Origin of the sequence: Sphingopyxis indica, assembly GCF_032879645.1 — a bacterium.
Lineage (GTDB): Bacteria > Pseudomonadota > Alphaproteobacteria > Sphingomonadales > Sphingomonadaceae > Sphingopyxis > Sphingopyxis indica.
Genome location: NZ_CP076394.1, coordinates 2,038,037 through 2,052,890 on the forward strand (window position 1 = coordinate 2,038,037; position 14,854 = coordinate 2,052,890).

Below are 14,854 nucleotides of genomic sequence, written 5' to 3' on the forward strand. Positions count from 1 at the left end.
ATAAATTGTTGAGATCACGGCGTAAATCGGCTATAAAGCCCTTGCTTCACCACGTTGCTGGCGTGCCGGACAAGGAGTCCGCCGCTTGGCACGCATCACAATCCGCATAGATGATGACCTCTATGCGCGCCTTTCTGTCCAGGCGCGCAATGCAGGTCTTGGCGCCGCGACCTACTGTCGCGACATCCTCGAACGCTTCGAAGGCTCCGATCCTTCAGGCTATCACGCCCGGTTCGACGAACTCCACGCGACGGTCATCCAGGCCTTCGCGATCCTCGCCACATCGGTCGGCGAACGGTCGCCGGATATCCTCCAGAAGGGACTGGGCGAAGCCCGTCGGCTTCTCCGCGAAAGGGGGCTGCTCGATCCCGAGCAGGATCGCCCATGAGCATCTTCCGCCACGATACGCTGGGCTCCTGGACCCGGGGAGGCCAGGCCATCGTCCACAATGTCCGCATGACCACGCAGGTGTTCTACCAGACCTTCCTCGCGGGACTGGTGATCTGGATCGGCGGCATCATCTGGTACGCGCTCGAGAAGTCATCCGAATACGAACGCTTCGTGATTCTGAAGATTACGCAGGCCTATTTCATGGGTGACGCGCTGCCGGGCAACGCGACACCGATCCTGTTCAAGACCCCGGCGGGTAAGCAATACTGGACCACCCCTAAAGGACTCATCGGCTCCGGTATCGCGCACAAGACGCTCGCCGCCTTCGAAACCTACCTTCTTCATGGGGCGCTGCTCGCCGGTCTCTTCGCCCTCGCCATGTTGGGGTGGGCCTGGTTCTATTTCACCCGAACAGGGAGGGGGCTGGGCTCCAACCAGTTCCTACGCGGGGCTCGGTTCGGGACTGTGCGTCAGGTCCGCCGGGCTCTCTGGCGCTATGCTAAGGGCAGCTTCGAAGTCGGTGGCGTCAATGTGCCAGATGCCTTCGAACCGGAACATATCCTCATTTGCGGCGCGCCCGGAACCGGCAAGACCAACATCATCGTCAAGATGCTGGACGGCATCAGAAAGCGGAAGCGCCGTGCTATCGTCTATGACACCGCCGGCACCTTCGTGGAAAAATTCTACCGGCCGGGGATCGACGTTCTGCTCAATCCTCTGGATGCCCGCGCGGATTGCTGGTCGCCCTGGGTCGATGTTCCTCGCGACTATCATTACGATCAGATCGCCGAGTCCACGATCCCGGACAAAGCCGGGGATCCGTTCTGGGCCAAGGCCGCGCGCGGTACGCTGGTTGCCGTCCTTCGGAAGCTCGCGCGCCAGGAACGTACCCTTGTGTCGATCCTGCTCGACACGTTGCTGCGTTCCAAATTGAAGGATCTCGCTGCCTTTGCCGCTGGCACTGATGCGGCTGCGTTCATCTCGACGGAAGGGGAACGCACCAGCGCCGGCATCCAGGCGGAACTCGCCTCCGTCATGCGCAGCTTCTCCTATCTCGACGATACCACCGACGGTTTTTCGATTCGCGATTGGGTCGCCAACGAGAGGGACGACAGTTGGCTCTTCATCACGGTGAAGGCGGATCAGCTTCCGTCGCTGCGTCCTCTTATCACGGTATGGCTCGACATCGCGATCAGCGCGATCATGAGCATGACCGCCGATCGCAATCGGCGCCTCTATTGCGTGATCGACGAGTTGCCGACGCTCCAGCGCCTGCCCTCGCTCGGTGATTTCCTTGCCCGCGCCCGCAAATATGGTGGCTGCGGCATTCTCGGCTTTCAGAGCTACCCACAATTGGAAGCGACCTACGGCATCCAGGATGCAGCCGCGATCACAGGCTACTGCTCAACCTGGGTGGCATTGCGAGCCAACGACACCCCGACCGCGAAGCATGTCAGCGAGAACCTCGGCCAAGTTGAGCAGGTCGAAGCCAATGAGGGCATGTCCTACGGCGTGAACGACATGCGAGATGGCGTGAATCTTTCGCGCATGCAGGTGACGCGACCTTTGGTAATGCACACCGAGGTCACCAACCTTCCAAATCTCATTGGCTATCTGCGCTTCGGACGCAGCCTGCCGGTGGTCCGTTTCGAGGACAGCTACAACAAGGTTGCCTCCGTCGCGGATGCGTTCGAGGAGCGCGGAGCGCCGCCCGTTCGGATAGGCGGCGCAGTCCCACCGACGTCCCCACCTTCGGTAGCGTCGGCTTCACCGGCCAGGCCAAAGCCAGGAGCACCGAAACGACGCCGGCCCGAGCCAAAGGTGCAAGAGGCCGAGCTGCCGCTTCGTCCGCCGCCGGAAGAGACGGAACCATCGGGCGGCGCCCCAAGTGCAGGATCGACGCCACCGGCGCATCCGAATGGAACCGATGAACGGGGCCCCGCTTCGCCTCCGCTCGAACTATTCGGCAAGCCCGCTGGGTTCCGTCTCAGCCAGCATGGTCGGCATGACGGTGCCCGCAACGCTGCGAGGCCGGCATGATCAATCCCATCCGCCTCAAGGGAAAACCCGCGAACATCGCCCGCTATTATACTGTCGGTGACTATTACACCAAAGGCGCCGATGAGCATTCCGAATGGGGTGGTAAGGTGGCCGCTGAACTCGGCCTTGAAGGGAAGGTCGATCCCGGCGTTTTCAAGGAGCTTCTCGCCGGCAAGGTTGGTGATCAACAATTGGGCCGCCGCCGCAAGGATGGAAATATCCAGCACCACCCTGGTTGGGATTTCGCGGTCAATGCTCCGAAATCGGTCTCGATCATGGCGCTGGTGGCAGGTGATGATCGAATCATACAGGCCCATGAGAAGGCAGTCGGGGTGGCGCTTTCCTACCTCGAAGAACACGCCACAATGCGGCATCGCGTCGATCGAGAGGTTGTCGAGAAGACGACGGGGCGGCTCATCTACGCCCGCTTCACCGAGCATGCTTCACGCGAGCTCGACCCGCATCTTCACACCCATGTCGTGGTCATGAACATCACCGATGAGCGTGACGGCGAAAAGAAGGTCAGCCTGGAGACGCGCGCCATGTTCGCGGAACAGATGGCCGCAGGACAGGTCTATCGGAACGAGCTGGCGCACCTTCTCAAGGAGCTTGGCTATGAGGTCGAGTTCGATCCTCGACGCGGTCTCTTTGAAATCAAGGGTGTTCCGAAGGGCCTGATCGTCGAGATGTCCCAGCGAGCCGAGCAGATCGAGGCTCACGCGAAGGAACATGGTCTGATGGGGCAGGCGGCGCGCCAGCAGGCCTTCTACGTCACCCGCGGCCCGAAGCAGAAAATGACTCTTAATGACCTGCATCAGCGGTGGGACGGGCGTTTGGGCCAACATACCGAGGCGGTAAAGGAGACGCGCGAAAGCGCCGAAAAGTCCGGAGAGCGAAGGATCGAGGTCGAGCCCGAGGTCGCCGCGCGGGCGATGCTGTTTGGCCTGCGCCAATCGGAAGGCAAGGAAGCGGTCAATAACCTCGGACGGTTGTTGCAGACGGCTTTAGCCTCGCATGTGGGTGAGGTTCGCCTCTCTGACATACGCCCCGTTATCGAGGACCACGAGGCGCGTGCGAAGCTTCTGGAAACACGACATCGTACTGGCGACGAAATCCATACGCGCGGCCGGACGACACGGAAAACGGCCCGCCTGGAAATGGCCTTGTCGGATCATCTGGCGCTGGCCCTCAATGACGCGCGGCCACTGGTTTCAGTCGAAGCCCTCCGCGACGCCGGTATTGCCCACAATCTCAAGCCCGAGCAGAGAACGGCCCTTCTCCACATCGGGACGACAGACCACCGGGTTGTCGCGGTGCATGGCGTTGCCGGCTCCGGCAAATCGACCATCATCGGGGCGTTGCGTGAAGCAGTGGGGAAGACCAACACCCTGATTGCGCTGGCGCCAACCTCGTCGGCCGCCGGTGAACTAGGCCAGAAGGCGAAAATCGAGTCCCGCACCGTGGCCAGCTTGCTCGCCACCGGAGGTGCTAGGCTCGATGAGAATCATGTCCTTGTGGTTGACGAGGCAGGTCAGCTCGGCAACCGCCAAGCCATCCGGCTCCTCGAGATTAGTCGGATGACCGGCGCCCGCCTCATCCTGCTCGGCGACACCCGGCAGACGGGGGCAATCGAGCAGGGAAAGCCGTTCTGGCTGATGATGCGCCTGGGGATGCCCAAGGCCGAGTTGAAGGATCCGATTCGCCAGCAGGACGACGGGATCACGCAGGCCGTCCGGCTGGCACGGCTTCAGAACTATGATGGTTCCCTCAAGGCGCTTGAAGCTGTCATTAGCGGAGAGAGCAGCGAAAAACTTGCGGTCGCAATGGTTGCGGATTGGACGAGGTTGAGCCCGGAGCAACGTGCCAAGACCAACATGCTCGTTCTGGAAAACGCGACCCGCTTGATCGTCAACACCAAGGTCCGCGAGGCTCTCAAGACCGAGGGCGCGCTTGCGGCGGAGGAGGCCCGGCTCTCGATACTCTTCCCGTCGGGAATGACCGATCAGGAGAAGCATTTCGCGCGTTTCTACTCCCGTGGTCAGGTTGTGGTGTTCTCTCGCGACAACGTGGGCCTCGGGATCGCCCGGGACGCCGAATACAAGGTGATCGGGATCGGGCGGGACAGTCGCGGGCGGCAGACCGTCAATCTGGTGGATGAGCATGGCAGAACGATCCAGTGGGACCCGCGCTTGGGACGGGCATCCCAGATCAATGTGTTTCGCGAAGAGCAACGGGATCTTGCCGCGGGCGACCGTATTCAGTGGCGTCTCGTCAACAAAGACCTGGACCTCAAAAATGCTGAGCGTGGGACCGTGGAGCGCCTTGACGGTTCGCTCGCGACCATTCGCTGGGATCGCGACGAGCGGCTTCAGGAGATCGATCTCTCTCGGCACAAGAACTGGGACCATGGCTATGGCGAAACCGTCTATTCTGCGCAGTCCAAGACCTACGATCGGGTCTATGTCCTTGCGCCGGTGAACTCGCCATTGGTCACCGGCCAGAACTATTACACCGCCATCACTCGCGCGAAATTCGGGGCGAAGCTCTGGACCGAGGATCGGAAGCGCCTGGTCGATAAGCTGAAACAGCGTTCGGGAGAGAAGACCTCTTCGCTGCAAGGTCTGGGACGGATCGAGCGGGACAGCGTCAGGGGCCGAACTGCCCGCCACGGTGAGCGCTGGGACCGGCTTCGCAACGAGCAGCGCGCCAATCGCGAAACCCTCAAGGATCGCTTTGCAGCACAAGGTGAACCGATTGAGATATCTCGGCCGGAGGGGTTCGCCGAGCGCATCGCAGACCGAGCGCAGTCCGCAGCATCCTTTCTGGATCGTTGGATAGTTTCTCTGCTCGACCGAAGTGCGGATCGAGGCGATGACCGGGAAGGTGGACGTTCCGCTGGGTCCACTCCTCAGCCTACGGCTGAACCCGCTCACGCCCCCTCCCAGGAACATGGGGGCGGCCATGATCACTAACCGCGTGCGTCTCGTGGCATTGGTGGGTCTGACGACTCTGGCAGTATCTGGTCAACCAGCGCCAGCGATGGCGAAACCATCGCAGGCCCATGAAGCCCGTCTGGGCCTATGTATCCGACAGGCTGCGGGTGGCCGGGCATGGCTCGAAAAGACGCTCTGGGGCTTACGCGACAAGGAAGCTGGATGGATCGGAGCCGAGGTGCCAAACAGCAACGGTAGCCACGACCTCGGACCGCTCCAGGTCAACAGCTACTGGGTGCCCAAACTGGCAGTGCTCACCCGACGTCCTGAAGGGCAAGTTCGGGCTTGGCTGATCAACGATCCATGCTTCAACGTGCAGGCCGCGCGATGGATATTCCTCACCGGACTTACGCTCACGCGGGATTACTGGAGGGCGGTGGGCGTGTACCATAGCCCCACGGCATGGCGTCAGCGCGGATATATTGATTCAGTAGCGACCAAGCTTCGAGCGCGATACGGGAAGGCGGCTTTCGACTGAAAGCGCGTCACCGCGCTTTCTGAGCCGACCGCACTTTCCTCGGCATCGAACCACCTGGCTGCCGTTGGAGGTTGACCCATTCGTCGAGATCTTCGATTGAGTACCGGATCCATCGGCCGAACTTGTAATAGGCAGGGCCTCCGCCAAGGTTCCGATAGCAGGCCAGGGAGTGGGGTGTGATGGTCAGATATTTGGCCGCGAGTGCGGGCGTTACGAGACGAAGCGGTTTGACATTGTTGAGGTGGATCGCGCCGTGAAGCTGATCCGACGTCAGATAGCGACGATCGATGCCATCAGCCATGATAAGTCGCCCCCGATGTAACCAGTGCGTCCGTCATGCCACCAGCCACGAGTTCATCCAGATCGATGGTGGGCGGCTTGGAAGGAGCGCCTCCAGCGACGATTGAGGCTCGACGTCTTGAGACTTTTTCGGCGGCAAGCCGCACCTGATCGTCTTCGATGTGAACATACCGCATGAACGAGGTGACGGTCTTGTGGGCAGTCAGCGCCATCCCGACGCGGAGTGGAACGCCCGAGTTCGCGATATCGGTTGCCGCGCGATGACGGATGCCATGGGTCCCGACGTGCGTGAGACCGGCCGACTCGACGATCCGCTTCCAGGCCGACCAATAGCTGTGTTTGCTCAGATATCGGTCAGGACGGTGGATAGCCGGGCACACGAATGGCGATCCCTCGCGGCGCGGCACTTGGGCCAGCAACTCGAGCGCTTCTTCGGTCAACGGTTTTGAAATCCCGCCGGTCTTGCTGTCGGGCCAGACGACTCTGCGCTCGTCGAGATCGATCCAGTCCCACCGCAAGGTGATGATTTCGGACATGCGCGCGGCAAAGGCGAACTGAAGCCGGATCCCGAAGGTGAAGGACGGATGCTCCAACCCTTCAGCGTCCGCTCGATCGAGATAGGCGAACAGCTTTTCCAGCTCGCGGTTCTTGATCAGCCGGGTCTTCTTGCGCTCCGGGTAGCGAGGGATCAGCCTGCAGGGGTTCGTGCCATCGGTACGATAACCCCATAGCTCCGCGCAGTTGAACATCTTCTTGAGGCAAGCCAAGGTCGTGTTGGCCGCGCCTGGTGTGTGGGCGAGTTGCAGCATCAAGGCAGCCACGTCCGGGCGGGTAAGATCGGCGACCTTGATCTTACCCAACACGGGAATGATGTGTTTCCTGATGTTCTGCCGGTTTCGCTCCACGGTGCTCGGCTTGTTATGCGGGATGGAATGCTGCTCGATGAACTGCTCGCAGAATTCCCTGATTGTCGGGTTGGTCCGGGCGCGAGTCTTATTGAGCGAGGGGTCGCCGCCGGCGCGGACACTCGCTTGCCATTCCTGAGCGAGCGCGCGGGCCTGCTCGACCGTCAGTTCGCCGAACTGACCGATTGCTGGCTTGCGTCGATTGCCGCCGATCGTGCGATAGGACAGCATGAAGACCTTGCGCCCACTGGGCGTAACCTTGCATAGGAAGCCTGGAACGACGCTGTCGCGAAGCTCATAGTCTGATTTTTCCGATCGGGCGCTTTCGATGGCGGTCTTGGTGAGTTTGAGCGTGGGCATTTCGGTCTCCGGACTGCCCTTTTTCCAAGTGCCACATAGGAGCCACGGGAAAGCGAAGCAGGTCGTATTTGGTCGAAGCCGGGACAAGCATAATGTCAGATAAGTGTCTGATATAGAGAGACTATTCCAACTCCAGCGCGTCCTGGCGTAGAGCGTCGTAGCACCGATTCGGAAACTCAAAATCGAGTTCCGCAAGGAGTGCTGGTTCGAGTCCGGCCAGGGGCACCATCGCCGCTCAAGAATTTGTTATTTCATCACTTTTCGGTTGGTCGAACGGTTCGCCGCGACTTTCGGGCTGGTGCGATCGGCGGTGCGGCGCCCCCTGGTCGTTCGGCGTTGCCGCCGCCATCCCCTTCGATGCGGCGATCGTCCGGCCGTTGTCGGCGCGATCGAAATTTTCAGTTGACGCACGCGGCGATGGCGCCACCCTCGCGCGTGCGTAGGTAGGGCCCGAAAAGGACAATCATTCTCCATGCAGTTGGTAATTGTGGAATCGCCGGCCAAGGCGAAGACGATCGAGAAATATCTCGGCCGCGATTTCAAGGTTTTGGCAAGCTATGGTCATGTGCGCGATCTGCCGCCCAAGGACGGGTCGGTCGATCCCGACGACGGCTTTGCGATGCAGTGGCAGCTCTATCCCGACAAGGCGAAGCGGCTGAAGGAGATTCAGGACGCGGCGAAGCAGGCCGACCGCCTGATCCTCGCGACCGACCCCGATCGCGAGGGCGAGGCGATCAGCTGGCATGTGCAGGAATTGCTGCGCAACAAGAAAGCGCTGCCGCAGGTTGTCGAGCGCGTGACCTTCAACGCGATCACCAAGCAGGCGGTGACCGACGCGATGGCGCATCCGCGCGGGCTCGACGACGATCTGATCGACGCCTATCGCGCGCGCCGGGCGCTCGACTATCTCGTCGGTTTCACCCTTTCGCCGGTGCTGTGGCGCAAGCTGCCCGGCGCGAAATCGGCGGGGCGCGTCCAGTCGGTCGCGCTGCGCATGATCGTCGAGCGCGAGTGCGAGATCGAAGCCTTTGTGCCGCAGCAATATTGGTCGGTGACCGGGCTGTTCGAGATGGACGGCACGCCGTTCAAGGCGCGCCTCGCGCGCTGGCGCGGCGACAAGATCGAGCGGCTGTCGATCGGAACCGAAGCCGATGCGCGCGCCGCCGAAGCCGATGTGAAAGCGGGGCATTTCACTGTCGACGCGGTCGAAACCAAGCCGCTGACCCGCAACCCGCCGCCACCCTTCACGACCTCGACTTTGCAGCAGGAAGCCGCACGCAAGCTCGGCTTTTCGGCAAGCCACACGATGCGGGTCGCGCAGAATCTCTACGAGGACGGCGCGATCACCTATATGCGCACCGACGGCGTCCAGATGGACGGCAGCGCGATCAGCGCGGCGCGCAGGGCGATCGCCGACCGCTACGACGGCGGCTATGTGCCGGACAAGCCGCGGCAATATCAGACCAAGGCGAAGAATGCGCAGGAAGCGCATGAGGCGATACGGCCGACCGATTTTGGCAAGGACAAGGTCGGCAGCGGCGACCATGCGCGGCTCTATGAACTGATCTGGAAGCGCGCGCTGGCGAGCCAGATGGCGTCGGCACGGCTCGAACGCACGAGCGTCGACCTGACCGACGGCACCGGCAAGACGATGCTGCGCGCGACCGGGCAGGTGGTGAAGTTCCCGGGCTTCCTTGCGCTCTACGACGAAGGCCGCGACGATAATGGGGAAGACGACGACGCGCGCCTGCTCCCCGCTATGGGCAAGGGCGATGCGCCCGCCAAGACCGGGGTCGAGGTCGAAGGGCACGAGACGCAGCCGCCGCCGCGCTATTCGGAGGCGAGCCTCGTCAAGAAGATGGAGGAACTCGGCATCGGGCGTCCGTCGACCTATGCCTCGATCCTGCAGGTGCTGAAGGACCGCGCCTATGTCACGGTCGAGAAGAACCGCTTTCATCCCGAAGAGAGCGGGCGCCTGCTGACGGCATTCCTCGAACGCTTCTTCGCGCGCTATGTCGAATATGACTTCACCGCCGGGCTCGAAGAGGAACTCGACGACGTGTCGGGCGGCCGCGCGCAGTGGCAGGCGGTGCTCGACCGCTTCTGGCGCGATTTCAAGCCGCGCACCGGCGAGGTGATGGAGCAGAAGCCGTCGGAGATCACCGCGGCGCTCGACGAATTCCTCGGCCCCTACCTCTTCCCCGACAAGGGCGACGGCAGCGACCCGCGCCTGTGCCCCAATTGCGGCACCGGGCGGCTCGCGCTTCGCGGCGGGCGCTTCGGCCCCTTCATCGCGTGCAGCAACTATCCCGAGTGCAAATATACGCGCAAGTTCGCGCAGCCGGGGGGAACCGAAAATGGCGGCGACAACGGCCCCGAGACGCTCGGCACCGATCCCGACAGCGGGCTCGAGGTCACCAAGCGCAGCGGGCGTTTCGGCCCCTATATTCAGCTCGGCGACGGCAAGGAAGCGAAGCGCTCGTCGATCCCGAAGGACATAGCGGCGGAGGACTTCGACCTCGATTATGCGCTGCGGCTCTTGAGCCTGCCGCGCGAGGTCGGCGTGCATCCCGAAAGCGGCAAGCCGATCGTCGCCGGGCTCGGGCGCTATGGCCCCTATCTGCTCCACGACGGCAAATATGCGAAGCTCTCCGGCACCGCCGAAATCTTCGAGATCGGCATGAACGCCGCGGTCGCGCGTATCGCCGATGCAGCGAACGGCGGCGGACGCGGGCGCGCCAAGGCCGAGCCGCTCAAGACCTTTGGCGCGCATCCGGTGAGCGGCGGCGAGATGAAGCTGATGGCTGGGCGCTTCGGTCCTTATGTCACCGACGGCACCACCAACGCGACCTTGCCCAAGACGCTCGAACCCGACGCGCTCACCGCCGAGGAAGCGGTCGCACTGATCGACGCCAAGGCGGCGAAGGGACCGGCGAAGGGGAAGAAGAAGGCGGCGCCGAAGAAGGCTGCCGCGAAGAAGGCGCCGGCGAAGAAAGCTGCGTCTAAGAAATAGGCGGCTATATGGTTCGCAAACCGAGGCCGATGGCGGTTTTGGGGTGGTGAACCGCCATGGCCTTCTTGCGTCGTCGCGGGTTGGATCCGGCCGGCGCAGGGGCCGCGTGACATTCCAAAGCTCAGGCCAAAGTTCAGGAAAGTTCAGCCCATTGCGTCCCCCGATCTGGACCGGGAGGATTGCCGAACGCATCGCGCGCGCCTCGCCGCGGCCGCACGCGCGAGCTGGACAGCAACCGCTTTTATCCACCGGATGAAAGAGCCGGGTGAAGGCTGGCACAGCCGGATAATGTAGGAAAGGCTTTTTTGAAGGCGATGCCCGCTTGGGAGAGCGTTACGATCCTCCCCGCTCGCGGGGAGGTGGCAGCCCCGCAGGGGCTGACGGAGGGGGGTGGCGTCCTCGCGCAGGCGCTGCCTCAGGACGATGACCCCCTCCACCGCCTTCGGCGGTCCCCCTCCCCGCAAGCGGGGAGGATCTGTTACGTCGCCTCCCACTCGAAAGCCGTCATCCTGGCGAAACCTGGATGACCGCCATATTCGAGCATGTTAGAGTGCCGCATCGGGAGGTATTTCGATGCGCCGCTTGCTCGCTGCTTTGCTCGCCCTCTTCGCGATGTCTACCATCCCCGCCGCCGCGCAGCAGCCCGGAACGCTGATCTCCGCCGACCCGATGCCGGAAGCGCCGCCCGGCGTGCAGGCGTGGCGCGTGCGTTACTGGACCGCGAACGGGGAGGGCGCGCCGTTCCAGGTCACCGGCATCGTCGCCGCGCCGATGGAGGCGATCCCGCCGCGCCCGCGCCGCGTGATCGCGTGGACGCACGGCGCATGGGGCGTCGCCGAAAAATGCGCGCCTTCGCTCAGCCCGGACTTCTTCGCCTATTCGGCGGGGATGGACGCGGTGCGCGCGGGCTATGTCGTCGTCGCGCCCGATTATATCGGGCTCGCCAGCCCGACGATGCATCCGTTTCTGGTCGGCACCGACACGGCGCAGGCGGTGCTCGACGCGGTGCGCGCGGCGCGCGCAATACCAGGCGCGGCGGCAGGAAGCAGCTTCGCCGTCTGGGGCGAATCGCAGGGCGGTCATGCCGCGCTGTGGACCGCGATCGCGGCGCGCTCCTATGCCCCCGAACTGACGCTCGTCGGCACCGCCGCGGCGGCGCCGCCGACCGACCTTGCCGCCAATCTGCGCGAAGGCAGCGACAAGAATGCGCGCGCGCTGCTGCTCTCCTTCGCGCTGCATAGCTGGTCGACGCTCTACGGCTTCTCGCTCGACAGCGTCGCCAACCGCACCAACCAGGGCATCATCCACCGCCTTGCCGAGAATAACTGCGTCAGCTTCAACAAGAAGCCGAAGCTCGGCACCATCCTCGGTATCCTGACCATCGCGCGCGCGACGCGCAGCAAGGATATCGGGAGGATCGAGCCCTTCGGCTCCTTTGCGCGCGCGAATAGCGTCGATCCGGCGCGCGTACCGGGGCCGCTGCTGATCGCGCAGGGCGACAAGGACATGATCGTCGCGCCCGCGGTCACGCGCAAGTTCGCGAAGGCCGTGTGCCGCAAACGGACGAAGCTGCGGTGGTTCGAGATGCCCGGTACTGCGCATGGCGCGAGTGCAAAGGACAGCGTGATCGAAACGCTGGCGTGGATCGGCGCGCGCTTCGATGGAGAGGCGCCGCCCGACGATTGCCGGCGGATTTAGAGCAAAGCAGCATTCATCTTGATCGTCATTCCGGCGAAAGCCGGAATCCCGCCGCTGCTGAGAAAATGCGAGGGCGAGATTCCGGCCTTCGCCGGAATGACGCTATTGAGGGGAAGCGGTGTGTCTCGATCCGACTCGATCATGCTCAGCCCGGCCTCAATCGACCCAGTCGAGCCCTATGTCGCGATAGACGCTGCGGTCCTCGTCCCAATTTTCCTTGACCTTGACGTGCAGGAACAGGTGGACCTTGCGCCCCATCAACTCGGCGAGTTCGGCGCGCGCCCTTGCGCCGATTTCCTTGATGCGCGCGCCGCCCTTGCCGAGTACGATCGCGCGCTGATTGTCGCGCGCGACATAGATTTGCTGGTGGATTTCGGCGCTGCCGTCGGGGCGCGTCTTGAAGAGTTCGGTTTCGACCGTCGACTGATAGGGAAGCTCCTCGTGGAGCTGGCGATAGAGCTGTTCGCGCGTGATTTCGGCGGCGAGCATGCGCTCGGGCGCGTCGCTGACCTCGTCCTCGGGAAAATGCCATGGCCCCTCGGGCATCAGCGCGGCGAGATGCGCCTTGAGCTCGGGCACGCCGTCGCCGCTGCTCGCCGCGACGAAGAAGGTTTCGTCGAACGGCAGCTTGGCGTTGAGCTCGGTCGCGATGGTGAGCAGCTTGTCCTTCTTGGTCAGGTCGACCTTGTTGAGGACGAGATATTTCTTCTCGGGCCGCCCCGCGACACCTTCGAGCACGCGCTCGACGCGCCCGCTCAGCTTCGCGGCGGCATCGATCATCACCAGGATCGCCTCGGCTTCCTCGAGGCTGCCCCAGGCGGCCGCAACCATCGCGCGGTCGAGCCGGCGGGTCGGCGCGAAGATGCCCGGCGTGTCGATCAGGATGATCTGCGTCTCGCCCGCCATCGCGACGCCCATCAGCCGCGTGCGCGTGGTCTGCGCCTTGGGGCTGACGATCGCGACCTTCTGGCCGACGAGCGCGTTGACGAGGGTCGATTTGCCCGCATTGGGCGCGCCGACGACGGCGACGAAGCCGCAGCGCTGGGTCATTTTATGTCGTCCTGTATCAATCGTTCGAGCAGCGCCGCCGCCGCGGCCTTTTCGGCCGCCTGTTTCGACGCGCCTTCGCCCTCCGCCTCGGCGAGCTTTCCGATGCTCACCGCGACGCGGAAGCGCGGGGCATGGTCGGGGCCTTCGCGGCGGACGAGGCGATATTCGGGCGGCCTGCGCTTCCGCGCCAGCGCCCATTCCTGCAGCGCCGCCTTGGGGTGCTTGGGCGCGGCGACCTGCCCCTCGATCATGTCGCCCCATTTGTCGGTGATGAAAGCGCGCGCGGCGTCCTCGCCAAGGTCGAGCCACAGCGCGCCGATCAGCGCTTCCAGCACGTCGGCGGCGATATTGTCGCTCTGCCGCCCGCCGTCGCCGATCGCCTGCGCGCCGAAGCGGACGTGCGCGCTGAGGTCGAGCGCCTGCGCGATGCGCGCGCAGGTTTCGCCCGACGCGAGCGCGTGAAGGCGTGACGAAAGTTCGCCTTCCGCCGCCTTGGGAAAGCGGCGGAACAGCTCCGACGCGATCACGAGGCCGAGGACGCGGTCGCCCAGAAATTCGAGCCGCTGATAATCGCCCGCGCCGCTGCTGCCATGGGTCAGCGCTTCGTGGTAGAGCGCGAGGTCGCGGGGTTCGGCCCCGGTCAGGGCGGCGATGGTTTCAGCGGAAACGCCGCCCGTCAAAAGCCTTCCCCAAGCCGTTCCCAGCGCGCCGCGGTGAACCAGCTTACGGGATTGAACCAGCTTGCCGAGCCGTCGGTCGAGAACATCGAAACGAGCGCATGGCCGACCAGATTCTTTTCGGGGACCAGGCCGATGCCCTGGTTCTCGATCGCCGGGAAGCGGCTGTCGGCGCTGCGGTCGCGGTTGTCGCCCATCAGGAACAGATGTCCCTCGGGCACGGTGATCAGCGGCGTATCGTCCTCAGGGATCGAGGTGATGTCGAGCACCGCATAGCTCTTGCCGCTGGGCAAGGTTTCCCTGAAGCGCGGATAGCGGCACTGGCGCTCGCCGTTCGCGCCGATCTCCTCGAACTGCATCGCATAGCAGGGCAGGGTGCCGTTGGTGCGCGACGCGTCGATCATATTCTGCGTCACGGGAATCACGAAATCGGCCATCCTCTCGCGCTTCAGCGGCTTGCCGTTGAGCCAGACGATGCCGCCGCGGACCTGAATCGTATCGCCGGGCAGGCCGATGACGCGCTTGATATAGTCATTGTCGTTGACCGGCGGCGCCTTGAACACGACGACGTCGCCGCGTTCGGGAGTGCGCGGAAAGATGCGCCCCGGGATCAGCGGCAGGCTGAACGGCAGGCTGAACTTCGAATAGCCATAGGCCATTTTGTTGACGAGCAGATAGTCGCCGATCAGGAGGCGCGGCTGCATCGATTCCGACGGAATGTTGAACGGCGAGAGAAAGAAGCTGCGAAAGATCAGCACCGCGATCGCCAGCAGGGCGAGGAAGCGGACCGTGTCGACCGCCTCTTCCTTGGCGGAAACAGGGGCCGGGGTGGGCGAGCTGTCGGCGGTAGCGCTGGCGTCGGTCATGGCGCGGCATTGGCGACGAATAGGTCTGCACGTCAAGCAAATATCGGCGGACGGCGCTGGCAAGGGCGCGGCGGCGGTCCTAAA

General features: G+C 63.5%; 11 protein-coding genes. 5 read left to right on the top strand and 6 right to left on the bottom strand.

What is annotated here, in order from left to right; all coding sequences use genetic code 11:
* The first annotated feature begins 85 nt into the window (after positions 1-85).
* Genes KNJ79_RS09660 through mobF form a run of 3 tightly spaced genes read left to right on the top strand, consistent with a single transcriptional unit; the run spans position 86 to position 5,402 of the window.
* Positions 86-388, top strand: a complete 303-nt coding sequence (locus KNJ79_RS09660; protein ID WP_025291971.1) for a hypothetical protein — start codon at positions 86-88, stop codon at positions 386-388.
* Positions 385-2,430 (top strand): type IV secretion system DNA-binding domain-containing protein, encoded by a 2,046-nt coding sequence (locus tag KNJ79_RS09665; RefSeq protein WP_317153776.1) that lies wholly within the window; start codon positions 385-387, stop codon positions 2,428-2,430. Before KNJ79_RS09660 ends, KNJ79_RS09665 begins: the two co-directional genes overlap by 4 nt.
* Positions 2,427-5,402, top strand: coding sequence for a MobF family relaxase (mobF, locus tag KNJ79_RS09670; RefSeq protein ID WP_317153777.1), 2,976 nt, complete (start codon positions 2,427-2,429; stop codon positions 5,400-5,402). The genes KNJ79_RS09665 and mobF overlap by 4 nt, the downstream gene beginning before the upstream one ends.
* A gap of 506 nt (positions 5,403-5,908) precedes the next feature.
* Here mobF and KNJ79_RS09675 read toward each other — a convergent pair.
* Complete coding sequence (locus KNJ79_RS09675) at positions 5,909-6,202, bottom strand: DNA-binding protein (protein WP_317153778.1); 294 nt, start codon at positions 6,200-6,202, stop codon at positions 5,909-5,911.
* Positions 6,195-7,466, bottom strand: coding sequence for a tyrosine-type recombinase/integrase (locus KNJ79_RS09680; RefSeq protein WP_317153779.1), 1,272 nt, complete (start codon positions 7,464-7,466; stop codon positions 6,195-6,197). The genes KNJ79_RS09675 and KNJ79_RS09680 overlap by 8 nt, the downstream gene beginning before the upstream one ends.
* A 472-nt stretch (positions 7,467-7,938) precedes the next feature.
* On the opposite strand from KNJ79_RS09680, the gene topA reads away from it, so the two are divergent.
* The gene (topA, locus tag KNJ79_RS09685) at positions 7,939-10,479 is read left to right on the top strand and encodes a type I DNA topoisomerase (RefSeq protein WP_317153780.1); all 2,541 of its coding nucleotides are present in this window, start codon (positions 7,939-7,941) and stop codon (positions 10,477-10,479) included.
* Positions 10,480-11,091: 612 nt separating this feature from the next.
* Positions 11,092-12,177: an alpha/beta fold hydrolase gene (locus KNJ79_RS09690; protein WP_317153781.1), complete on the top strand. Its 1,086-nt coding sequence runs from the start codon at positions 11,092-11,094 to the stop codon at positions 12,175-12,177.
* Here KNJ79_RS09690 and KNJ79_RS09695 read toward each other — a convergent pair.
* The 4 genes from KNJ79_RS09695 to lepB are packed head-to-tail and all read right to left on the bottom strand — an operon-like array spanning position 12,174 to position 14,770.
* Positions 12,174-12,320 (bottom strand): hypothetical protein, encoded by a 147-nt coding sequence (locus KNJ79_RS09695; RefSeq protein WP_317153782.1) that lies wholly within the window; start codon positions 12,318-12,320, stop codon positions 12,174-12,176. The two genes, KNJ79_RS09690 and KNJ79_RS09695, sit on opposite strands and share 4 nt — an antisense overlap.
* A gap of 13 nt (positions 12,321-12,333) precedes the next feature.
* Positions 12,334-13,227, bottom strand: coding sequence for a GTPase Era (era, locus tag KNJ79_RS09700; RefSeq protein WP_317153783.1), 894 nt, complete (start codon positions 13,225-13,227; stop codon positions 12,334-12,336).
* Positions 13,224-13,907, bottom strand: a complete 684-nt coding sequence (gene rnc / locus KNJ79_RS09705; RefSeq protein WP_317153784.1) for a ribonuclease III — start codon at positions 13,905-13,907, stop codon at positions 13,224-13,226. Before rnc ends, era begins: the two co-directional genes overlap by 4 nt.
* The gene (lepB, locus tag KNJ79_RS09710) at positions 13,904-14,770 is read right to left on the bottom strand and encodes a signal peptidase I (protein ID WP_317153785.1); all 867 of its coding nucleotides are present in this window, start codon (positions 14,768-14,770) and stop codon (positions 13,904-13,906) included. The genes rnc and lepB overlap by 4 nt, the downstream gene beginning before the upstream one ends.
* Positions 14,771-14,854 lie beyond the last annotated feature (84 nt).